19 protein-coding genes are annotated in these 20043 nt (G+C 64.9%); 15 read left to right on the plus strand and 4 right to left on the minus strand.

The annotated features are described in order from the left end of the window. Nucleotides 1–15 precede the first annotated feature (15 nt). The 6 genes from LB520_RS23160 (at nucleotide 16) to LB520_RS23185 (ending at nucleotide 6171) form a co-directional block, all read left to right on the plus strand. A complete protein-coding gene (locus tag LB520_RS23160; RefSeq protein ID WP_224639511.1) occupies nucleotides 16–1113 on the plus strand; it encodes an ABC transporter ATP-binding protein in 1098 nt (365 codons plus the stop codon). Beyond that, nucleotides 1110–2423: an extracellular solute-binding protein gene (locus tag LB520_RS23165; protein WP_224639512.1), complete on the plus strand. Its 1314-nt coding sequence runs from the start codon at nucleotides 1110–1112 to the stop codon at nucleotides 2421–2423. Before LB520_RS23160 ends, LB520_RS23165 begins: the two co-directional genes overlap by 4 nt. Nucleotides 2424–2434: 11 nt before the next feature. Then, nucleotides 2435–3328, plus strand: coding sequence for a carbohydrate ABC transporter permease (locus tag LB520_RS23170; protein ID WP_176477056.1), 894 nt, complete (start codon nucleotides 2435–2437; stop codon nucleotides 3326–3328). After that, a complete protein-coding gene (locus LB520_RS23175) occupies nucleotides 3325–4143 on the plus strand; it encodes a carbohydrate ABC transporter permease (protein WP_224639513.1) in 819 nt (272 codons plus the stop codon). The genes LB520_RS23170 and LB520_RS23175 overlap by 4 nt, the downstream gene beginning before the upstream one ends. A gap of 63 nt (nucleotides 4144–4206) precedes the next feature. After that, complete coding sequence (gene iolG, locus LB520_RS23180; RefSeq protein WP_224639514.1) at nucleotides 4207–5199, plus strand: inositol 2-dehydrogenase; 993 nt, start codon at nucleotides 4207–4209, stop codon at nucleotides 5197–5199. A 45-nt stretch (nucleotides 5200–5244) separates the two neighbouring features. Further along, on the plus strand, nucleotides 5245–6171 hold the full coding sequence (locus tag LB520_RS23185) for a sugar phosphate isomerase/epimerase family protein (protein ID WP_224639515.1): 927 nt from the start codon (nucleotides 5245–5247) through the stop codon (nucleotides 6169–6171). Between the two features lie 69 nt (nucleotides 6172–6240). Here LB520_RS23185 and LB520_RS23190 read toward each other — a convergent pair whose 3' ends face one another. After that, nucleotides 6241–7350 carry a Gfo/Idh/MocA family protein gene (locus tag LB520_RS23190; RefSeq protein WP_224639516.1) on the minus strand — a complete coding sequence of 370 codons (1110 nt, stop codon included), beginning with the start codon at nucleotides 7348–7350 and terminating at the stop codon, nucleotides 6241–6243. A 157-nt stretch (nucleotides 7351–7507) separates the two neighbouring features. On the opposite strand from LB520_RS23190, the gene LB520_RS23195 reads away from it, so the two are divergent. The 9 genes from LB520_RS23195 to phnN all read left to right on the plus strand — a co-directional run bounded on the left by LB520_RS23195 (nucleotide 7508) and on the right by phnN (nucleotide 17476). Then, nucleotides 7508–8353, plus strand: coding sequence for a MurR/RpiR family transcriptional regulator (locus LB520_RS23195; protein WP_224639579.1), 846 nt, complete (start codon nucleotides 7508–7510; stop codon nucleotides 8351–8353). 155 nt (nucleotides 8354–8508) lie between these two features. Then, nucleotides 8509–10443, plus strand: a complete 1935-nt coding sequence (locus LB520_RS23200) for a bifunctional 5-dehydro-2-deoxygluconokinase/5-dehydro-2-deoxyphosphogluconate aldolase (protein WP_224639517.1) — start codon at nucleotides 8509–8511, stop codon at nucleotides 10441–10443. Nucleotides 10444–10475: 32 nt separating this feature from the next. Then, on the plus strand, nucleotides 10476–12320 hold the full coding sequence (gene iolD, locus LB520_RS23205) for a 3D-(3,5/4)-trihydroxycyclohexane-1,2-dione acylhydrolase (decyclizing) (protein ID WP_224639518.1): 1845 nt from the start codon (nucleotides 10476–10478) through the stop codon (nucleotides 12318–12320). 35 nt (nucleotides 12321–12355) lie between these two features. After that, nucleotides 12356–13270, plus strand: coding sequence for a myo-inosose-2 dehydratase (gene iolE, locus LB520_RS23210; protein WP_224639519.1), 915 nt, complete (start codon nucleotides 12356–12358; stop codon nucleotides 13268–13270). Nucleotides 13271–13334: 64 nt separating this feature from the next. Continuing rightward, nucleotides 13335–13547: a DUF3329 domain-containing protein gene (locus LB520_RS23215; RefSeq protein ID WP_095768043.1), complete on the plus strand. Its 213-nt coding sequence runs from the start codon at nucleotides 13335–13337 to the stop codon at nucleotides 13545–13547. Nucleotides 13548–13925: 378 nt separating this feature from the next. Next, complete coding sequence (iolB, locus tag LB520_RS23220) at nucleotides 13926–14738, plus strand: 5-deoxy-glucuronate isomerase (RefSeq protein ID WP_224639520.1); 813 nt, start codon at nucleotides 13926–13928, stop codon at nucleotides 14736–14738. A gap of 247 nt (nucleotides 14739–14985) precedes the next feature. Continuing rightward, entirely contained in the window at nucleotides 14986–15693 is a 708-nt protein-coding gene (locus LB520_RS23225) for a DUF1045 domain-containing protein (RefSeq protein WP_224639521.1), read from the plus strand. A gap of 20 nt (nucleotides 15694–15713) precedes the next feature. Continuing rightward, nucleotides 15714–16853: an alpha-D-ribose 1-methylphosphonate 5-triphosphate diphosphatase gene (locus tag LB520_RS23230; protein ID WP_224639522.1), complete on the plus strand. Its 1140-nt coding sequence runs from the start codon at nucleotides 15714–15716 to the stop codon at nucleotides 16851–16853. After that, nucleotides 16850–17476, plus strand: coding sequence for a phosphonate metabolism protein/1,5-bisphosphokinase (PRPP-forming) PhnN (gene phnN, locus LB520_RS23235; protein WP_224639523.1), 627 nt, complete (start codon nucleotides 16850–16852; stop codon nucleotides 17474–17476). Before LB520_RS23230 ends, phnN begins: the two co-directional genes overlap by 4 nt. Before the next feature lie 199 nt (nucleotides 17477–17675). Here the strand turns inward: phnN and LB520_RS23240 are convergent, their stop codons facing one another. Genes LB520_RS23240 through LB520_RS23250 form a run of 3 tightly spaced genes read right to left on the minus strand, consistent with a single transcriptional unit; the run spans nucleotide 17676 to nucleotide 19978 of the window. Continuing rightward, entirely contained in the window at nucleotides 17676–18491 is an 816-nt protein-coding gene (locus tag LB520_RS23240) for an ABC transporter ATP-binding protein (RefSeq protein ID WP_224639524.1), read from the minus strand. After that, nucleotides 18491–19222 carry an ABC transporter permease gene (locus LB520_RS23245; RefSeq protein WP_224631606.1) on the minus strand — a complete coding sequence of 244 codons (732 nt, stop codon included), beginning with the start codon at nucleotides 19220–19222 and terminating at the stop codon, nucleotides 18491–18493. Before LB520_RS23245 ends, LB520_RS23240 begins: the two co-directional genes overlap by 1 nt. Nucleotides 19223–19231: 9 nt before the next feature. After that, nucleotides 19232–19978, minus strand: coding sequence for an ABC transporter permease (locus LB520_RS23250; RefSeq protein ID WP_224639525.1), 747 nt, complete (start codon nucleotides 19976–19978; stop codon nucleotides 19232–19234). Nucleotides 19979–20043: the final 65 nt, after the last annotated feature.

The following is a 20043-nucleotide window of genomic DNA, read 5'->3' on the forward strand; positions in this document are numbered from 1 at the left end:
GCGCCGGGGAGGCAGATGAGTTCGGTTCTGTACCAGAAGGTGGTCAAGAGCTTCGGCGCGCTCAACGTGCTGCGATCGCTTGACCTTGCGGTGCCGGACCACAAATTCCTCGCCCTGCTCGGCCCGTCGGGCTGCGGCAAGACGACGGCGCTGCGCATCCTGGCTGGGCTCGACATGCCGACCGCCGGCAAGGTCTTTATCGGCGAACGCGACGTCACCCGGCTGCAGCCGCGCGACCGCGACATCGCCATGGTCTTCCAGAGCTACGCGCTTTATCCGCAGATGACGGTCGCCGAAAATATCGGCTATCCGCTGTGGATACGCGGCACGCCCGAAGCCGGGCGAAAGGCCAAGATCGGCGAGGTCGCCGCCGTGCTCGAGATCGGCCACCTGCTCGACCGCCGTCCGCGCCAGCTCTCGGGCGGACAACGCCAGCGCGTCGCGCTGGCCCGCGCCATCGTGCGCGACCCGGCGGCCTTCCTGATGGACGAGCCGCTGTCCAATCTCGACGCAAGACTGCGGCTCACCATGCGCGGCGAGATCAAGCGGCTCTGCCAGCGCCTCAGCGCCACCACCATCTATGTCACCCACGACCAGGTCGAAGCCCTGACGATGGCCGACTTCGTCGCCGTCATGCAGGGCGGCGAGCTGCAGCAGATGGCGCCGCCCATCGAGATATACGACCGCCCGGCAAACCGCTTCGTCGCCACCTTCGTCGGCAACCCGCCGATGAACATTCTGCCGGCAGCGCTTTGCGAGCAAGGCGTCATCGTGGCCGGCAAGGTCGTCCCACTGGACGCCGCGCGGCTTGCTGCCTGCCGCGCCGCCTCCGTCGCCGAAATCGGCCTCCGGCCGGAGGACTGCAGCGCTGCCGGCGTCGGCACGCCCGATGCCCTGCCTGGCGAAATCTACGTCGTCGAACCGATGGGCAACGAGACGCTGGTCAATGTCCGCCTCGAAGGCGGCAACGTCCAGGTCCGGGCCGGCCGCGATTTCAGGGGCGTGGTGGGTGAAAGCATCGGCGTCGCCTTCGACCCGGCGAACGCCTGTTTCTTCAATTCGGACGGCCTGACAGCCGTCCACAGGGTCAACAACAATGGGAGAGTGACATGATGCATTCCAGCAGACTTACTCGCCGCTCCGTCATCAAGGGTGGGCTTGGCCTGGCTTTGGCGACCACCGCCCTCACCACGCTTGGCCTGCCGATGCCTGCCCGCGCCGCCGGAAAGAAGGTGATCATCGGCGCCTTCGCCGATGGCGGCCTGACGCCGTTCAAGGAAAAGATCATCCCGCTGGCCAAGGAGCAGGGCTTCGACATCCAGTTCCTCGAGGACGAATACGGGGTGACGCTCGAGAAGTGGTTCGCCGACGCCCAGAGCGGCGCCGGCCAGTATGACCTTTACCTGCTCGATGACCCATGGGTGCCGCAGTTCGGCGCCGCCAACGTGCTCGAGGACCTTGGCGCCGGAGGCATCGATGGGTCGGACAAGGACTGGATCGGCGCGATGATCGACATGGGCTATTGGCCGCCGCAGAAGGGGCCGCGCGTCAAGGGCTTCGAGAACGCCAAGCCGACGTTGATCTGCGTGCCCTTCGTCGGTGACCTGCAGACGCTGACCTATCGCAACGACGTCTTCACCGGCGGTGCGCCCAAGACCTGGGACGAGGTGATCGCCAAGGGCAAGGAAGGCGTCGCGGCCGGCAAGATCAAATACCCGGTCGTCTTCCGCGGCGTTTCCGGCAACCCGATCGTCACCAGCTGGTATCCGGTCTTCCTGTCGTTCGGCGGCTCGTTCTTCGACGACAAGTGGAACCCGATCTTCAATTCGGCCGAAGGCAAGGCCTCGGCCGATTTCTTTGTCGGCACGATGAAGCAGAACGCGCCAAGCGGTGTGGTCGAGTTCGACTCCGACCAGGAGGGCGCGGCAATCCTCGGCGGCGATGCCGGCGCTATCATCCAGTATTCGGGCAACGCGTTGAAGGCCGACGACCCGGCGCAGACCAAGGTCGCCGGCAAGCTCGATTTCGGCGTTGTGCCGAAGCAGGAAAAGGCGGTCGCCCAGATGGGCATCTTCATAGCCGGCGTGCCGAAATCGGCGCCCAACAAGGCGAATTCGATCGAGTTCCTGAAGTGGTATGTCAGCGCCGAAACACAGGCCAAGCTCTCGGAGGCGGGCTCGATCCCGGTCAAGCGCAGCGCCTTCGGCATCGCCAAGCCCGGCAACCGACTGATACCGGTCGCCCTGCAGCAACTCGACGCCGGCGCGCTGCCGCGGCCGCGCACGCCGGACTGGGCGAAGGTCGAGGAACTGCTCGGCATCGAGCTCAACAAGGCTTTGCAGGCCGGCTCCGGCGGCGGTGCGGCCCTGGACACGGCGGCCAAGCAGGTCAAGGACTATCTGACCACGGCCGGGTACTACTGATGCAAACCGGCATGCAGGCACGCAAATATCGCCTGCAGGGGGCGGGGCTCGACCTCGCCCTCCCCTATCTCATGCTGGCGCCGGGCCTGACGATCGTGCTCGGCGTGCTTGTCTATCCGCTCTGGGACGGGCTGCGCGCCAGCACCAGGGCTTACCGCTACGGCTCGCCGGTCTCCCATGTCGGCTTCCGGAACTATGTGCAGCTTTGGAGCGACGCGCAGTTCCTGAATTCGCTGTGGGTCACCGTCAAGTTCGTGGCGCTGTCGGTTTCGATCGAGGCAGTGCTGGGCTTCGCGCTTGCCTTGTTCTGCCTGCACGAATTCCGCGGCATTCGGCTGCTCAGGACGGTGCTGATCATTCCCATGGTGATCACGCCGGTCGTCGTCGCCATCCTGTTCAGGCTGATCTACGCCAGCGACGCCGGCATGCTGACGGCGCTCTCAGAGGCCATGGGCGGCGGCGGGGTCCAGATCCTCGGAAACCCGCTCAATGCCTTCATCGGCCTTGTCGTGCTCGACGTCTGGGAGTGGACGCCGCTGATGTTCCTCATCCTGCTCGCCGGCCTGCAGTCGCTGCCGCACGAGCCGTTCGAGGCGGCGCGCGTCGACGGCGCCGGGTCCTGGCGCGTCTTCGCCGATCTCACCTTCCCGATGATGCGGCCGGTGCTGGCGGTCGCCATCGTGCTCCGCACCATCGATGCCTTCGGCACCTTCGACCAGGTTTTCGTGCTGACCCGGGGCGGGCCGGGCGAAGCGACGAGGCTGATCTCGATCTATGGCTATGACACCGCTTTCAAATTCCAGCAGACCGGATACGCGGCGGCGCTGTTCGTGACGATCGGCCTCGTCGTGCTCGCGCTGGCCTTCAGCGCCATCAGGCTCCTGCGCAGGATCGACGCGTCATGAGCACCCGCCTGGCGCGCATCCTCACCACCATTTTCGTGCTGGCAGTGGTGCTGCTGCCGATCTACTGGCTGGTGTCCACCTCGCTCAAGTCCAACCGCGAGATCACGCAGGAAGGCACCCTCTATCCGCATGTGCCGACGCTCGACAATTACGTCAGACTGTTCACCGAAAAGCAGTTCGGCTCCTACCTGACGAACTCGGTGGTGGTGACCTTCTTCTCGGTCGCGATAGCGCTGGTCTTCGGCGCGACGGGCGCCTACGCGATAGCGAGGTTCCGCCTGCCGTTCGCCGCGGAGCGCAAGATCGGGCTCTTCCTCCTGACACTGCGCATCATCCCGCCGGTGGTGATCCTGATACCCGTCTATCTCTTGATGCTGAGCCTCGGGCTGCTCGACAGCTGGCTCGGACTGATCGCCACCTACACCGCCTTCAACGTCACCTTCTGCGTCTGGATGATGGAGAGCTTCTTCCGCGAGATCCCCGTCGATCTCGAGGAGGCGGCCATGGTGGACGGCGATTCACGCTTCGGCGCCTTCCGCCGCATCACGCTGCCATTGGCGGCGCCAGGGCTCGCGGCCACCGCGATCTTCGCCGTGCTGGTCACCTTCAACGAATTCCTTTTTGCGCTAGCGCTGACCGCGACGCCGCGGGCGATGACCATGCCGCGCGGCACCGCCACACTCATCGGGCGCATCGATACCGACTGGGCCTCGATGGCGGCTGCCGGCGTCATCGGCGCGTTGCCGATCGTCTTCTTCGCACTTCTGGTGCAGCGGCATCTGGTACGCGGGCTGACTATGGGCGCGGTGAAATGATTGCCGCTCGGATACACGAACCGGCGGGCAGCGCTGGAGCGGCCTGATGAGAAAGTCGAACGCATGATGGATGTTTGTCTGTTCGGGGTGGGGCTGATCGGCCGCGTGCATGCGAGCAATCTCGCGCGCCACCCGAAGGTGCGCCTGCGCTACGTCGTCGATCCCAATCGCGAGGCGGCCGAGAAGGTCGCCGCCGTAACCGGCGCCGAGATCGTGGACACCGAGACCGTTATGAACGATCCGGCAGTGAAAATGGTGTTCATCGCTTCGGCCACGCGCACGCACGCGGAGCTTGCCATGGCGGCCGCCGCGCATGGCAAGGCGATCTTCTGCGAGAAACCGATCGACCTCGACCTGAAGCGCACGGATGAATGCCTGGCCGCTGTCGCGAAAGCCGGCGTGCCTTTCCAGATCGGCTTCAACCGCCGCTTCGATCCGAGCTTCCGGGCGCTGAAGGAGCGCCTCGATGGCGGCGAGATCGGCGCCGTCGAGCAGGTCATCATCACCAGCCGCGATCCCGAACCGGAGACCGAGGAAGCGCTGGCCGGGGGCGGCGGCGTCTTTCGCGAGATGACCATCCACGATTTCGACATGGCGCGGAACATGCTTGGCGAAGAGCCTGTAGAGCTCTTCGCGACCGGCTCCTCGCTTGTTGCGCCGCAATACAGGAAGCTCGGCGATTACGACACGGCGATGTTCATCCTGCGAACGGCATCCGGCCGGCAGTGTCATATCAACAACAGCGTCAGGGCCGCCTATGGCTATGACCAGCGCATCGAGGTGCACGGCGCCGACGGCATGCTGCAGGCCGGCAACCGGCTGCCGACCTCTGTGGAAATGTACGGCGGCAAAGGTATATCGCGCGACAAGCCCTACTACTTCTTCGTCGAACGCTATGCGGAATCCTACGCCGCCGAGATCGATCACTTCATCACCTGCGTCGAGACGGGCAGGAGTCCGGCAGTCACGGCCAGCGATGGGCGCAAGGCCATGATCCTCTGCGAGGCAGCGCTAGCGTCGGCCCGGTCCGGCAGGTTCGAACCCGTAGAGCTGTGAGCGGATGGTCCGAAATAAGCGTGAGTTTCCGAAATGAAGATTGGCATGATCACCGACAGCCTCGGCAACCTGTCCTTCGACGAGATGCTGCGCGCCTCGGCCGATCTCGGACTGGAGACGCTGGAGTTCGCCTGCGGCAACTGGTCGTCGGCGCCGCACATCGATCTGGCCGCCATGCTGGACAGCAAGACGACCCGAACCGAATTCGTCGCCAAGGTTCGCGACCACGGGCTGACGATCGCGGCGCTCAACTGCTCGGGCAATCCGCTGCACCCGGGGCCGCAGGGCAAGCAGCATCGCCAAGTGACCGAGGACACGATCCGGCTGGCGTGCCTCCTGGGCATCGACCGGGTGGTGATGATGTCGGGGCTGCCAGGAGGCCCGGGCGATGCCAACCCCAACTGGATCATCACCGACTGGCCGCCCGAATGCGCCGACATCCAGCGCTACCAGTGGGACGATTGCATCATCCCGTATTGGCGCGATCTCGTCGAATTTGCGAACAAGCTGGGCATCAGGAAGCTTTGCCTGGAGCTGCACGGCCATCAGGCCGTGTACAATGTCCAGACGCTGTTCCGGCTGCGCGATGCGGTCGGCGAGACCGTCGGCGCGAACTACGATCCGAGCCATCCGATATGGATGGGGGCCGATCCCATCGCCGCCGTGCGCAAGCTTGGCTCGGCGATCTACTATGTCCACGCCAAGGACACACGCATCGAGCCGATACCGGCGGCCATCGACGGCGTGCTCGATGCGCGCCCGCCAAATCATTATGCCGAAAGGGCCTGGAATTACATCACGCTGGGCTACGGCCACGGCGAGACCTGGTGGCGGCAGTTCTGCACGGCGCTGAAGCAGGCCGGCTACGACGACGTGCTGTCGATCGAGCACGAGGACATGATGCTGTCACCAATGGAAGGCATGCGCAAATCCGTGGCGCTGCTGCGCAACGTCGCCATCAACCTGGCCTGATGCTCAGATCCGATTTTGCATTGGCCGACCGCCGTCGGCCGCCATACTGGCCCCCAGCGCTCGGCTCGATCATCTCACATCGACCCAGCGCTGCTCCTGGAAGGAGCGCGCCATGGCGTGCACGGTGCGCTCGATCTCCAGCCCCTCGTCGAAGTCGATGATGCGGGCCGGCTTGCCGGCGATGCGCATCAGGAGCTCGCGGCATTCGATCATCTTGAGGTCGTTGAAGCCGAGGCCGTGGCCGGGCGCCGGCAGGAAGGAATCGTAGGGCTTGTGGTGCGGCGCCACCAGGATAGTGCGGTAGCCCTGCTCGGTCGGCCGGTCGGCGGTGAGGTAGAGCTGGAACTCGTTCATCCGCTCCTGGTCGTAGAGGATCGAGCCCTTCGAGCCGAAGATCTGGATGGCGATGCGGCCCTTGCGGCCCCAGGCCGAGCGGTTGACCAGCAGCGAGCCGGCAACGCCGTTCTCGAGATGCATCAAGACGCTGGCGATGTCATAGGTCTCGACCGCGCGGCGGGCGCCGGAAGCGGTCCTGCGATCGGCATAGGGTTTGACCATGTCGCACATGACGCGCGAGACGCGGCCGAACAGCGCCTTGATCAGCGACAGCGGATGCACGGCGAAATCGTCGAGCGCGCCATAGCCGGACGAAGCCTCGTGTTTCCAGAAGAACAGCGCTTCCGGGTCGGCCATGAAATCCTCGTCCATCTCGATGCGCACGAGATTGACGTCGCCGATGATCTTTTCCTCGAGCAGCGCGCCGATATGGCGGATGGCGGGGTTCTGGATGTAGTTGTAGCCGAGCACGGCGACCTTGCCGGATTTCTTCGCGGCCTTCGCCATCGCCTCGGCCTCGGCGAAACTCGGCGCCATCGGCTTCTCGCACCACAGATGCTTGCCGGCTTCGAGGACGGCGATCGCCATTTCCGGGTGGAACTGGTTCGGCGTGGTCAGCGAGACGATCTCGACGTCCGGATCCTCGACCACGGCGCGCCAGTCGCCGGAGCCTTTTGCGAAGCCGAACTCGGCAGCTTTGCGTTTGGCAAGCTCGTCATTCACCTCGCCCAGATGCACCAGTTTCGGCTTGTCGACATCGGGAAAGACGGTGCCCACCGCGTTCCAGGCGATGGCGTGGCACTTGCCCATGAAGCCAGTGCCGATGAGGCCCACTCCGACCATGTCGATTGTCTCCAGGATAAAGGAAAGTATGCGTGGATGAATTAGTCTATTTTGATAAAGAATGGAATATCTAAATCATTTTTTATGGTGTTCTTGCGCGAACTCGCTATGATGAGGCAGGAGAGGGAAAAACCTTATGAGCGTGGGCGGAGCGACGATGGACGAACGGGTGCCTCGCGATTTCGAAACGCTGCGCGCGAGGATCCTGGACAGGCGCGCGAGCCTGCCCAAGCGCATCGCGCAGATCGCCGCCTATGCGCTCGACAATCCCGACGACATCGCCTTCGGCACGGCGGCGAGCATCGCCGCCTCGGCCGGCGTGCAGCCCTCGACGCTGATCCGTTTTGCCCAGCAGCTCGGCTTCGACGGCTTCACCAGCCTGCAGCAGGTTTTCCGCGAGCGTCTGCGCGAGCGCAACTCCTCCTATGACGAGCGGCTGGCGGCGTTGCGCGCCAAGGCCGAGGAAGGCCGCGGGCATCGGGCGATCTTCGACGGCTTCGTCGCCGCCGCCAGCACCTCGCTGGGCGACATCTCACGCTCGCTCAACGATGCCCATTTCGAGGAGGCGGTGGCGCTCCTGGCTAAGGCCGAGACGATCTATGTGCTGGCCAAGCGCCGCTCCTATCCGGTGGCGTCCTACATCGCCTATGCGCTGGGCAAGCTCAAGATCCGCAACCAGCTGGTGGAATCGGCCGCGGGGCTGAACGCCGAGATGATCGGCTTCGCCACGCCGCGCGACGCCGTCATCGCCATCAGCTTCTCGCCTTACGCGCCGGCGACCATCGAGGAGACGCGCTCGATCGCCGAGCAGGGCGTGCCGATCGTGGCGATCACTGACTCGTCCTTCTCGCCGCTGGCGCAATTCGCCAAGGTCTGGTTCGAGGTCGCCGAGGCCGATTTCGGCGGCTTCCGCTCGATCTCGGCGACGATGGCGCTGGCCATGGCGCTGACCGTCGCCGTTGGCGAGAAGCGCCGAGAAGCTGGGCGCCGACGCAAGGGCTGAGCCTCCCAGACGAGCGCTTTTCGGCTCGGGAATGCTCATTCCATATTGACTATAGATTGGAATTAATATTTCATATTGACGACGCCACGCCGTCGCCGGCGCGCGCTGTCCAAAACAAACGCTGCTCTGCACAACAAGGCCGATGGGAGGTTCGAATGGGCGAAGCCGTGGAAGGGAGATACCCGCCGCTCGACGTCATCACCATCGGCCGCGCCTCGGTCGATCTCTACGGCCAGCAGATCGGCTCGCGGCTGGAGGACATCACCTCTTTCGCCAAGTCGGTCGGCGGCTGCCCGGCCAATATTTCGGTCGGCACGGCAAGGCTCGGCCTGCGCTCGGCGCTGCTGACGCGCGTCGGCGACGAGCAGATGGGCCGTTTCATCCGCGAGCAGCTTCGGCGCGAGGGCGTCTCAGTCGACGGGCTGAAGACCGACAAGGAGAGGCTGACGGCGCTGGTGCTGCTTTCGGTCGAGAGCGAAGGCGTCTCGCCGATGATCTTTTATCGTTCGGACTGCGCCGACATGGCGCTGGCCGAGGAGGATATCGACGAGGCGTTCGTCGCCTCGGCGCGCTCGGTGGTCGTCACCGGCACGCATTTCTCGCGGCCGAATTCCGATGCCGCCCAGCGCAAGGCCATCCGCCTGATGAAGGCCCGTGGTGGCAAGGTTGTGTTCGACATCGACTATCGCCCGAACCTTTGGGGCCTTGCCGGCCATGCCGAGGGCTTCGAGCGCTACGTGAAGTCGGACCGCGTCTCGGCGCAGCTCAAGACCGTGCTGCCGGATTGCGATCTCATCGTCGGCACCGAGGAAGAGATCATGATCGCTTCCGGCGCCGACGATTGCCTGAGCGCGCTGAAGACGATCCGCGCGCTGTCGCCGGCCACCATCGTGCTCAAGCGCGGCGCCAAGGGCTGCATCGTCTATGACGGCCCGATCAGCGACGATCTCGAGGACGGCATCGTCGGCAAGGGTTTTCCGATCGAGATCTACAATGTGCTCGGCGCCGGCGACGCCTTCATGTCGGGCTTCCTGCGCGGCTGGCTCGGCGGCGAGAGCTTTGCCACCGCCGCGACCTGGGCCAACGCCTGCGGCGCCTTCGCCGTCTCGCGCCTGCTCTGCGCGCCGGAATATCCGACCTTCGAGGAACTGCAGTTCTTTTTGAAGCACGGCAGCAAGCATCTGGCGCTGCGCAAAGACGAGGCGATCAACCACGTCCACTGGGCAACGACGCGGCGGCGCGACATCCCCTCGCTGATGGCTTTAGCCTGCGACCATCGCGTCCAGCTTGAAGACGTTGCCGCCAAGGTCGGGGCCGACGTTTCGCGCATCCCCGACTTCAAGGTGCTCACCGTCAAGGCGGCGGCAAAGGTCGCCGCCGGCCGCGATGGCTACGGCATGCTGATCGACGAAAAATATGGCCGCGACGCCATGTTCGAATTCGCCCGTCATTCCTTCGCCTGGCTCGGCCGCCCGGTCGAATTGCCCGGGTCGCGGCCGCTGCGTTTCGAGTTTTCGCAGGATATCGGCTCGCAGCTCACCGAATGGCCGGTCGAGCATTGCATCAAATGCCTGTGCTTCTATCACCCGGACGACCCGGAGGCGCTCAAAGTTGAGCAGCAGCAGAAGCTGCGCGCGCTGTTCGAGGCGGCGCGGAAGGTCGGCCGCGAGCTGCTGGTCGAGATCATCGCCGGCAAGCATGGCAAGCTCGACGACACCACCATTCCGCGCGCGCTTGAAGAGCTCTATGCGCTGGGCGTCAAGCCGGACTGGTGGAAGCTCGAGCCGCAGGCTTCCGCAGGCGCCTGGGCGAAAATCGAACAGGTGATCGTCAGGAACGATCCTTGGTGCCGTGGCGTGGTGCTGCTCGGGCTGGAAGCGCCGCAGGACGAGCTGGTCGCGGCGTTTGCCGCCACCGCCAATGCGCCGATCGTCAAGGGATTTGCCGTCGGCCGCACCATCTTTGTCAACGCCGCCGAACAATGGCTGGCCGGCAGGATGTCGGATGACGAGGCGATCGCCGACATGGCCGCGCGCTTCGAGCAGTTGACCGAGGCATGGCTTGCCGCGCGCGGCCGCAAAGCCGCATAACAAGACCGCTGAAGGACTGCGGAGGAGACATCATGAGCAAGACAATCCGCCTGACGATGGCGCAGGCGCTGACCCGCTTCCTCAGCCGGCAAATGACCGAGATCGACGGGAAGAAGGTGCCGATCTTCGGCGGCGTCTGGGCCATCTTCGGCCATGGCAATGTCGCCGGCATCGGCGAGGCGCTCTACCAGGTCCGCGACGAGCTGCCGACCTTCCGCGCCCATAACGAGCAGGCGATGGCTCACGCGGCGATCGCCTATGGCAAGGCGAATTTCCGCCGCCGCTTCATGGCCGCGACCAGCTCGATCGGTCCCGGCGCGCTCAACATGGTGACGGCGGCCGCACTCGCGCATGTAAACCGGTTGCCCGTCCTGTTTTTGCCGGGCGATGTCTTCGCCAACCGCCTGCCGGACCCGGTGCTGCAGCAGGCCGAGGATTTCTCCGACGGCACCGCTACCGTCAATGACTGCTTCCGCCCGGTATCGCGCTATTTCGACCGCATCACGCGGCCGGAGCAGATCATCCCGGCACTCAATCGCGCCATGCAGGTGCTGACCGATCCGGCCGAATGCGGCCCGGTGACGCTGTCGCTCTGCCAGGACGTGCAGGCGGAGGCCTATGATTATCCCGAAAGCCTGTTTGCCGAGCGCGTCTGGACACCGCGCCGGCTGCGCCCGGACCGCAACGAGCTGGCGGCAGCCGTCGCGGCGCTGAAGGGCGCCAGGAAGCCGCTGGTGATCGCGGGTGGCGGGGTGCTGTATTCGCAAGCTTCGGACGAGCTCGCCAAGCTGGTGCAGGGCGCTGGCATTCCGGTCTGCGAGACCCAGGGCGGCAAATCCTCGTTGCCCGACGACCATCCGCTCAACATGGCGGCGGTCGGCGTCACCGGCACGTCGGCCGCCAACCGGCTGGCGGAGGAGGCCGATGTCGTGCTTGCGGTCGGCACCAGGCTGCAGGATTTCACCACCGGCTCCTGGGCGCTGTTCAAGAATGCCGGCCGCACCATCATCGGCCTGAACACGCAAGGTTTCGACGCCGGCAAGCATTGGGCACTGCCGCTGGTCGCCGACGCGGCCGAAGGGCTTGCCGAGCTGTCCGCCGCGCTGAAGGGCTGGAAAGCGCCGGCCGTTTGGACCGACAATGCATTGAATGGCAAGACGGAGTGGCAGGCCGCCGCCGCCAAGGTGACGGCGTCGACCAACGCCGCCTATCCGTCCGATGCGCAAGTGATCGGCGCCGTGCAGCGCGCCATGGGCTCGGGCGTCACGCTGCTGCATGCCGCGGGCGGTCTGCCCGGCGAATTGCACAAGCTCTGGCAGGCCGGCGCGCCGGGCTCCTACCATGCCGAATACGGCTTCTCGACCATGGGCTACGAGATCGCCGGCGGGCTCGGCGTCAAGATGGCGAAGCCCGACCAGGAGGTGGTCGTCATGGTCGGCGACGGCTCCTATCTGATGCTCAATTCCGAGATCGCCACTTCGGTGATGCTTGGCCTGAAGCTCACCATCGTTTTGCTCGACAATCGCGGCTATGGCTGCATCAACCGGCTGCAGATGGCGACCGGCGGCGCCAACTTCAACAACCTCTTGAAGGACGCCCGCCACGAGGTGATGCCTGACGTCGACTTCGCCGCGCACGCGGCAAGCTTAGGTGCCGTGGCCGAGAAGGTAGCGTCGATCGCCGAGCTGGAGACGGGACTGGCCAAGGCGAAGAAGAACGACAAGACGACGGTGCTGGTCATCGACACCGACCCGCTGGTCTCGACCGAGGCGGGCGGCCATTGGTGGGATGTCGCCGTGCCGGAAGTCTCGTCGCGACGCGAAGTCAATGCCGCGCGCAAGAAATACGAGGAAGCCGTGGGCAGCCGTCAGGGCTGAACCGGCTCGCAACGAACCGACATTGGAGTGACGACTTGAAAGCCAAACTGGGCATGTCCCCCATCGCATGGTGGAATGACGATCTCGTGGAATTGAGCGATGATGTGTCGCTGGAGGAATGTTTGCGCCAGTCGCGCTCGGCCGGCTTCACCGGTATGGAGATGGGCCGCCGCTTCCCCAACGATCCGAAGGTGATGCTGCCGATCCTGAAGGAGGCCGACGTCACGCTTTGCGGCGGCTGGTTCTCAGGCACGCTTGTCAACGAGGACATCTCCCGGAACAAGGACCGCATCCAGCCGATGATCGACCTGTTCAAGGCGGTCGATGCGCCCTGCATCGTCTATGGGGAGGTCGGCCGGTCCATTCAGGGCGACCGCTCCAAGCCTCTGGCCACCAAGCCGAAACTTTCGGATGACGAGATGAAGGCTTACGGCCGGCGCGTCACCGAGTTCGGCGAGTGGTGCGCTGAGCAAGGCATGCCGCTCTCCTACCATCACCACATGGCGGCGGTGGTCGAGACCGAGCCGGAGCTCGACGCCTTCATGCGCAACTCCGGCGAAGGCATTCCGCTGCTGCTCGATGCCGGCCATCTCGCCTTTGCCGGCGGCGACGTGCTGCGCGCCATTGACAATCACCACAAGCGCATCAACCACGTCCATGTGAAGGATGTTCGCATGGGCGTGATCGACAGGCTCGACCGCACGAAACAGTCCTTCCTCGACGCCGTGGCGCTCGGCGCCTTCACCGTGCCGGGCGACGGCTCACTCGACTTCGGGGCGATTGTCCAGCGGTTCGCCGATCATGGCTATGAAGGCTGGTTCGTGGTCGAGGCCGAGCAGGATCCGAAGAAGAACCCGCCGCTCAAGATGGCCCAGGTCGGCCACAAGGAACTTATGCGGGTGATGACGGCCGCCGGCTATACGGTCGAGACGCAGGGTTTTCCGGCCTGAGCAGTGGATTAGTCGGGGCGCCCGGTTTATCCGTTGTGCTTTGGGCAAATCCTGGATTGGCGCGATGAAAGACTATGAGCATCCCTTCTTCCGGCCGCTGTGGCGCCGTATCGCGGTCGTCGCGGTCTGCCTGGTCTGGTCGGTGATCGAATTCGCGTCCGGCACGCCGTTCTGGGGCGTCATCGCGCTGGGCTTCGCCGGCTATGCCGTGTGGCAGTTTTTCTACCTCTATAAGCCGATTGAGGAGAACAAGGCCGAACCCGGACCGAAGGAGTGACTAATCCATGGCTCAGAAGCGTCTACGGATCGGATACTGCGTGCATGGCGGATCGCATGCGTTGGCGATTAGCCGAAACGCCCCTCGCTTCGTCATCCACGGGCGAAGCAAGGAGCGCAGCGACGTAGCGCAGACCCTAGGATCCATTCCGTGACTTCGAAGCAGCCGCTGCGGTACAGAATTCTGCTCCGCAGCGCCCTTCGATTGAGGTAACCGGCATGGATTCTAGGGTCTCCGCGACGGAGCTGCGCTCCTGCTTCGCCCTAGAATGACGAAGTTTGGAGGCCTCGGCCAATCTCGAAGGTTGTGCTGGTTCTGTCAGCCGGCAAGATCCTTGATCCGCAACCAACGAAGGCCAACGGAATAGGAGAGACAAAAATGTCGAAACTGCTCGTCAAGCCCGACAAGGGCCACGGCCATGTCGCTCACGTCACGCCGCAAAGCGCCGGCTGGACCTATGTCGGTTTCGACCTGCATCGGCTTCGTCCGGGCGAGACGGTGTCCGGCAAAACCGGCGAGCGCGAGGTCTGCCTGGTGTTCGTCACCGGCAAGGGCAAAGCGTCGGCCGGCGGCAAGGATCTCGGCCTGCTCGGCGAGCGCATGTCGCCCTTCGAAGGCAAGCCGTGGTCGGTCTATGTGCCGCAAGGCGCCGACTGGTCGGTGACCGCCGATACCGAGCTGGAACTCGCCGTCTGCTCGGCGCCCGGCTTAAGCGGCGGCCTGCCGGTGCGCGTCATCGGACCTGACGATCTCGGCCAGGAGGTGCGCGGCAAGGGCACCAACACGCGCTACGTCACCAACATCCTGCCCGAGGGCAAGCCGGCTGATTCGCTGCTGGTGGTCGAGGTGATTACGCCCGGCGGCCACACGTCGAGCTACCCGCCGCACAAGCACGACCAGGACAATCTGCCGGCCGAGTCCTATCTCGAGGAGACCTATTACCACCGGCTCAACCCGCCGCAGGGCTTTGCCTTCCAACGCGTCTACACCGATGCCGACCGCAACGGCGTGCGCGAGCTGGACGAGGCGATGGCGATCGAGGACGGCGATGTCGTGCTGGTGCCCAAGGGCTATCATCCCTGCGCGGCCTGCCACGGCTACGATCTTTATTACCTCAACGTCATGGCCGGACCGAAGCGGACGTGGAAATTCCACAACGCGGCCGAGCATGAATGGCTGATCAAGGCCTGATCGGCACGCCGGCAAAGCCGTTGGTCCAGCCCGGAAAAATCGTCGGCTAACGAGCTCCGTGCTGGACTTGCCTTCGAAAACCCACGAAAGCTTCGTCAATCCGTCATGGAAATCACCTATGGCAGCGGTTCCGGTGCATGTCGCCGCAAGCGCTCCGGCGTTTTTGGGTCCCGACTTGCCAAGACAATGACTTGAAGCGCGTCGCATATTCCTTTGGGGCGCGCAGCGCGCTTGACGAGGAACGCCCATGCGCTACGCGATCTACTACACCCCGGGGCAGAACGAGAAGCTGGCGCGCATTGCCGCCAACTGGCTGGGCCGCGACCCGTTTGGCGCGGCGACGCGGCCGGTCGAGGCCGTAGGCGATCTGTCGGCCGCGGAAGTCGCTTTCCATACTGCCTCTGCCCGGCGCTACGGATTCCACGCGACGCTGAAAGCGCCGTTCCGGTTGGCGCCGAACGAGACGGAAGCTTCGCTGCGCGCCGCGCTCGACGCTTTCGCCGAGGCGACGCCGCCTGTGATCATCCCGCGTCTCGTCGTCGGCCAGATCGACGGCTTTTTCGCGCTGGTGCCGGAAGCGCAGTTCGCGCCACTCAACGATTTCGCCGGCGAGGTGGTGCGCGCCTTCGATCCGTTCCGCGCGCCGCTGACGGAGGCCGAGATCGAGCGCCGCAGTCCCGATGCGCTGAAGCCGGACGAGTTCCGCAACCTCTGCCAATGGGGTTATCCTTACGTCTTCGACACGTTCCGCTTCCACATGACGCTGTCGGGGCGGGTCGGGCCACAGGAAAGCCCACGTCTTCGTGCAGCGATCGACGGCCTGTTCGCCGATGTGCTGCGGCAGCCGGTGCCGGTGGATGCGCTGACATTGTTCGTCGAAAGCGAGCCCGGCGCCCCGTTCATGGTGCTTTCCCATCATACGCTTGGCCGTAGCCCCGCCCGCAAAACAGCTTGATTGATATAGGACCGCCCGAGATGACCGCCGAAACCGTTCTCACCAATGCCCGCATCGTGCTGCCCGATGAAATCGTCGAGGGCTCGCTGTTGTTGCGCGACGGCCTGATTGCCGCCGTCGAGCCGGGGGCTGCCCGCGCCGGCGAGGACATGGGCGGCGACTACATCATCCCAGGTCTTGTCGAGCTGCACACCGATCACCTCGAAGGCCACTACGCGCCGCGCCCGAAAGTGCGCTGGAACCCGATCGCCGCCGTGCTTGCCCATGACGCCCAGGTGGCGACCGCCGGCATCACGACGGTGCTCGACGCCTTGCGCGTCGGCATGGACGAGGATGCCGACCTGAAATCCGAGGACGTTCGCAAGCTGGCCGACGCGATCGAGGACAGCGTGCGCCAGGATCGGCTCAGGGCCGACCATTTCATCCACCTGCGTTGCGAGGTCTCGGCGCCGGACTGCCTCGAGGCTTTCGCTAATTTCGAGACCGACGAGCGGGTTAAGCTCGCCTCGCTGATGGACCACGCGCCCGGACAGCGCCAGTTCGTCAACCTCGAGACCTATGCCTACTACTACCAGCGCAAACTGAAGCTGACGGACCGCGACTTCCAGAAATTCTGCGAGAAGCGGATGGCCGAATCGGCCCGCAATTCCGGTCCGAACCGCGTCTTCATCTCGGCCGCCTGCCGGGAGCGCGGCATCGTGCTGGCGAGCCATGACGACGCGACCGCCGGCCATGTCGACGAAGCGATCGAGCAGGGCGTGCGCGTCGCCGAGTTCCCGACGACGCAAGAGGCGGCCAAGGCCTCGAAGGCGGCGGGCCTCGGCGTGCTGATGGGCGCGCCGAACGTCATGCGCGGCGCCTCGCATTCCGGCAATGTCTCGGCGCGCACGCTCGCCGCCGACGGCCTGCTCGACATCCTTTCATCCGACTACATCCCCTTCAGCCTGATCCAGTCGGCCTTCTTCCTCGGCGATGTCGTCGACGGCATCTCGCTGCCGCAGGCGGTCGCCATGGTCTCGAAGAACCCGGCCGAAGCGATCGGCCTCGCCGACCGCGGCGTCGTCGAGCCCGGCCGCCGGGCCGACCTGGTGCGGGTGCGCGTGGACGACCATGTGCCGGTCGTGCGCACCGTGTGGCGTCAGGGCGGCCGGGTCGCATGATGGTCTCGGCCCTCATCGAGCGCGAGCTGGCCGACAGCCTGCCGATTCGCAACGGCGTCTTCGTCGCGGTGGTCGGCCCGAGCGGCGCCGGCAAGGACACGCTGATCGGCTACGCCAAGGCGCGCTTTGCCGGCGAGACGCGGCTGGAATTCGTGCGCCGTGTCATCACCAGGCCGAGCGACACGGCAAGCGAGGACCACGACACGCTGGCCGATGCCGCCTTTGCCGAGGCGGAGGCGGACGGCGCCTTCTCGCTGTGCTGGGACGCGCACGGCCTGCGCTATGGCCTGCCGGCCGATGTCGACTGGGCCGTGGCCAACGGTCATGTAGCCGTGGCGAATGTCTCCCGATCGGTCATCCCGGCGCTGCGCGAGCGCTACGCCAATCTGGCTGTGGTCGAGATCACCGCCACGCCGGAGATCCTCGCCGAGCGGCTGGCGGCGCGCGGCCGTGAATCGCGCGGCGAAGTGCTTGCCCGCCTGGCGCGCAGCGCCAATGTCAAGCTGACGGGACCGGATGTGACCTCGATCGACAACAGCGGCGACAAGGAAATCGCCGGCGAACGCTTCGCCGAGGTGCTGCGCAAGGCGATGGCGTTCTCGGATCTGTCGGACATGATCTAGCGCTTTCCCTTCTCCCCCTGTGGGAGAAGGTGGATCGGCGCGAAGCGCCGAGACGGATGAGGGGTGCTCCAGCTTGGCGGTGGCTTTCGCCTGGCAGCACCGTTGTGCCCAAACGCCAGCGCCTCGCTCCGTCCAGCACCCCTCATCCGGCCGCTTCGCGGCCACCTTCTCCCACAAGGGGAGAAGGGGGCGCCGCGCTTCACTTATTGAAGTTGGCGATGAACTGCTTGAACTGCGGCGTCGGCGGCCTGGCGAACATCTCCTTCGGTTCGCCGACCGAATCCACCTCGCCCTTGTGCAGGAACATCACCTTGCTCGACACGTCGCGGGCAAAACCCATCTCATGCGTGACGACCAGCATGGTGCGTCCTTCTTCGGCGAGCGAGCGCATCACGCGCAGCACCTCGCCCACCAGTTCCGGATCGAGCGCCGATGTCGGCTCGTCGAACAGCATCACCTTGGGATTCATCGCCAGGGCGCGGGCGATTGCAGCGCGCTGCTGCTGGCCGCCGGACATATGCGGCGGGTAGTAGTTGCGGCGCTCCCATATACCGACGCGCTTCAGCAATGCCTCGGCCTGCTCCAGGCACTCGGCGCGCGGCCGCTTCAGCACATGCGTCGGCGCGGCGACGAGGTTTTCCAGCACGGTCATGTGCGACCACAGATTGAAGCTCTGGAACACCATGGCGAGGTTGGCGCGGATCCGCTCCACCTGGCGGATGTCGGCGGGCATCTGGTGGCCGTCGCGACCCCGCTTCATCTTGATGAGCTCGCCGTCGACCCGCACTTCGCCGGAATCCGGGGTCTCCAGGAGATTGATACAACGCAGCATCGTGCTCTTGCCGGACCCGGAGGAGCCGAGAATCGAGATGACGTCGCCCTTGTGGGCCTCGAGCGAAATGCCCTTGAGCACCTCATGATCGCCGAAGCACTTGCGCAGATTCTTGACGCTGATGGCGGGCGTCTCGTCGGAGGACGGCGCGGCTTTCGCGGCAGCGGCGACATTTGCCGACATCACAACACCTCCGGTACGGGTTTGACTTGTTGGCTCTGCTCGGGCGGGGGACGCAGATGCGGCGAAAGCCGGTGTTCGACCCAGGCGAACAACCGGGCGATCGACAGGTTGAGAAGCAGGTAGATCACACCGGCGCAGGTCAGCACCTCAATCGGCCGGAACGTGTCATGCTGGATCTTCTGCGCCGTTCCCATCATCTCCATGATGGTGACCACGGACGCCAGCGCGGTCGCCTTGGTCATGAGGATGATTTCGGTCGAATAGGCCGGCAACGCAAGCCGCAGCGCGATCGGCAGCGTGACGAGGCGGAAGCGGGTGAAGGCCGACATGCCGAACGCCTTGGCCGCCTCGATCTGGCCGACAGGCACCGCGCGCAGCGCGCCGCGGAAAATCTCGCTCTCATAGGCCGCGGTATTCAAGGCCATGGCGACGATGGTGCAGTACATCGGATCGCGCAGGATCGGCCACAGGATCGGGCTGTGGCGCACGAAGTCGAATTGGGAGAGCCCGAAATAGACCAGATAAAGCTGCACCAGCAGCGGCGAGCCGCGGAAGACGAAGACATAGGCGCGGGTGAAATACTCGCCCGATTTGTAGCCGGAAGCCCGCAGCCAGGTCAGGCCGGTGGCGATGATGAGCCCGAAGGCGATGCCGAAGAACCAGATCTCGAGCGTCAGCGGCAGCGCCTTCAGCACGCTCCACATGGTTGAAAGGTAGAAGTCGAAATCCACCGCCACCTCTTATTTCGGCCGTGTGAAGCTTCGGGAGGTGTAACGCTCGGCTTTGTCGAAGATCGGCGTCGAGATCGAGGTCATCACCAGATAGAGGATGCCGGCGAGCGTGTAGAAAACCAGCGAATGATGCGTCGAACGCGCCGCCTTGTTGGCCGTCAGCATCAGCTCGGCGACGCCGGTGACCGAGATCAGCGCCGAATCCTTGATGGTCAATTGCCAGACATTGCCCAGCCCCGGTACCGCGAGACGCAGGACCTGCGGCATGATCACGAGGCGAAACCGCAGCCAGGCCGACATGCCGTAGGCACGCGCCGCTTCCAGCTCGCCGCGATGGATCGCCAGGAACGAGCCGCGAAAAACCTCGGCCTGATAGGCGCCGGAAATGATGCCGACCGCGAGAACGCCGCCGAGGAAACTCGGCATGTTCAAGATATCGGCCGAGCCGATCGATCCGGTCGAGCGCGCCACGCCGGTCAGGACCTGGGTGCCGCCATAGTAGAACAGGTAGATGATCAGGAGTTCCGGTTCGCCGCGGAAGACGGTGGTGTAGCTCTCGCCGATGAACCTCAATCCGCCCCGATGCGAAAGCTTGGCCGCAGCGACCAAGGACCCCAGCACCGCGCCGATCAGCATCGAGACGACGGTGACGGCGAGCGTCCAGGCGATGCCCCAGAGCAGTTGCACGCCCCAGCCGGCGGCCAACAGCTCATAGGCCGTCGAAACCTGATCCTTGAGATCGTTGAGAAACTCCACTTACGGCTCCTGCGGGCGCCGAGATAGGCATCGACGTATATGCTCAATGCAAACGGGAGCAGCCT

It is taken from the genome of Mesorhizobium sp. CA12 (genome assembly GCF_020165255.1).
Lineage (GTDB): Bacteria > Pseudomonadota > Alphaproteobacteria > Rhizobiales > Rhizobiaceae > Mesorhizobium.

Excerpts from the sequence above, each read along its gene's own strand:
- LB520_RS23175 (WP_224639513.1), top strand. The coding sequence starts at position 3,325 with ATGAGCACCCGCCTGGCGCGCATCCTCACCACCATTTTCGTGCTGGCA.
- LB520_RS23160 (WP_224639511.1), top strand. The coding sequence starts at position 16 with ATGAGTTCGGTTCTGTACCAGAAGGTGGTCAAGAGCTTCGGCGCGCTC.
- iolD (WP_224639518.1), top strand. The coding sequence starts at position 10,476 with ATGAGCAAGACAATCCGCCTGACGATGGCGCAGGCGCTGACCCGCTTC.
- phnN (WP_224639523.1), top strand. The coding sequence starts at position 16,850 with ATGATGGTCTCGGCCCTCATCGAGCGCGAGCTGGCCGACAGCCTGCCG.
- LB520_RS23215 (WP_095768043.1), top strand. The coding sequence starts at position 13,335 with ATGAAAGACTATGAGCATCCCTTCTTCCGGCCGCTGTGGCGCCGTATC.
- LB520_RS23230 (WP_224639522.1), top strand. The coding sequence starts at position 15,714 with ATGACCGCCGAAACCGTTCTCACCAATGCCCGCATCGTGCTGCCCGAT.
- LB520_RS23170 (WP_176477056.1), top strand. The coding sequence starts at position 2,435 with ATGCAGGCACGCAAATATCGCCTGCAGGGGGCGGGGCTCGACCTCGCC.
- LB520_RS23195 (WP_224639579.1), top strand. The coding sequence starts at position 7,508 with ATGGACGAACGGGTGCCTCGCGATTTCGAAACGCTGCGCGCGAGGATC.
- LB520_RS23190 (WP_224639516.1), bottom strand. The coding sequence starts at position 7,350 with ATGGTCGGAGTGGGCCTCATCGGCACTGGCTTCATGGGCAAGTGCCAC.
- iolB (WP_224639520.1), top strand. The coding sequence starts at position 13,926 with ATGTCGAAACTGCTCGTCAAGCCCGACAAGGGCCACGGCCATGTCGCT.
- LB520_RS23185 (WP_224639515.1), top strand. The coding sequence starts at position 5,245 with ATGATCACCGACAGCCTCGGCAACCTGTCCTTCGACGAGATGCTGCGC.
- LB520_RS23240 (WP_224639524.1), bottom strand. The coding sequence starts at position 18,491 with ATGTCGGCAAATGTCGCCGCTGCCGCGAAAGCCGCGCCGTCCTCCGAC.
- LB520_RS23225 (WP_224639521.1), top strand. The coding sequence starts at position 14,986 with ATGCGCTACGCGATCTACTACACCCCGGGGCAGAACGAGAAGCTGGCG.
- LB520_RS23165 (WP_224639512.1), top strand. The coding sequence starts at position 1,110 with ATGATGCATTCCAGCAGACTTACTCGCCGCTCCGTCATCAAGGGTGGG.
- iolG (WP_224639514.1), top strand. The coding sequence starts at position 4,207 with ATGATGGATGTTTGTCTGTTCGGGGTGGGGCTGATCGGCCGCGTGCAT.
- LB520_RS23200 (WP_224639517.1), top strand. The coding sequence starts at position 8,509 with ATGGGCGAAGCCGTGGAAGGGAGATACCCGCCGCTCGACGTCATCACC.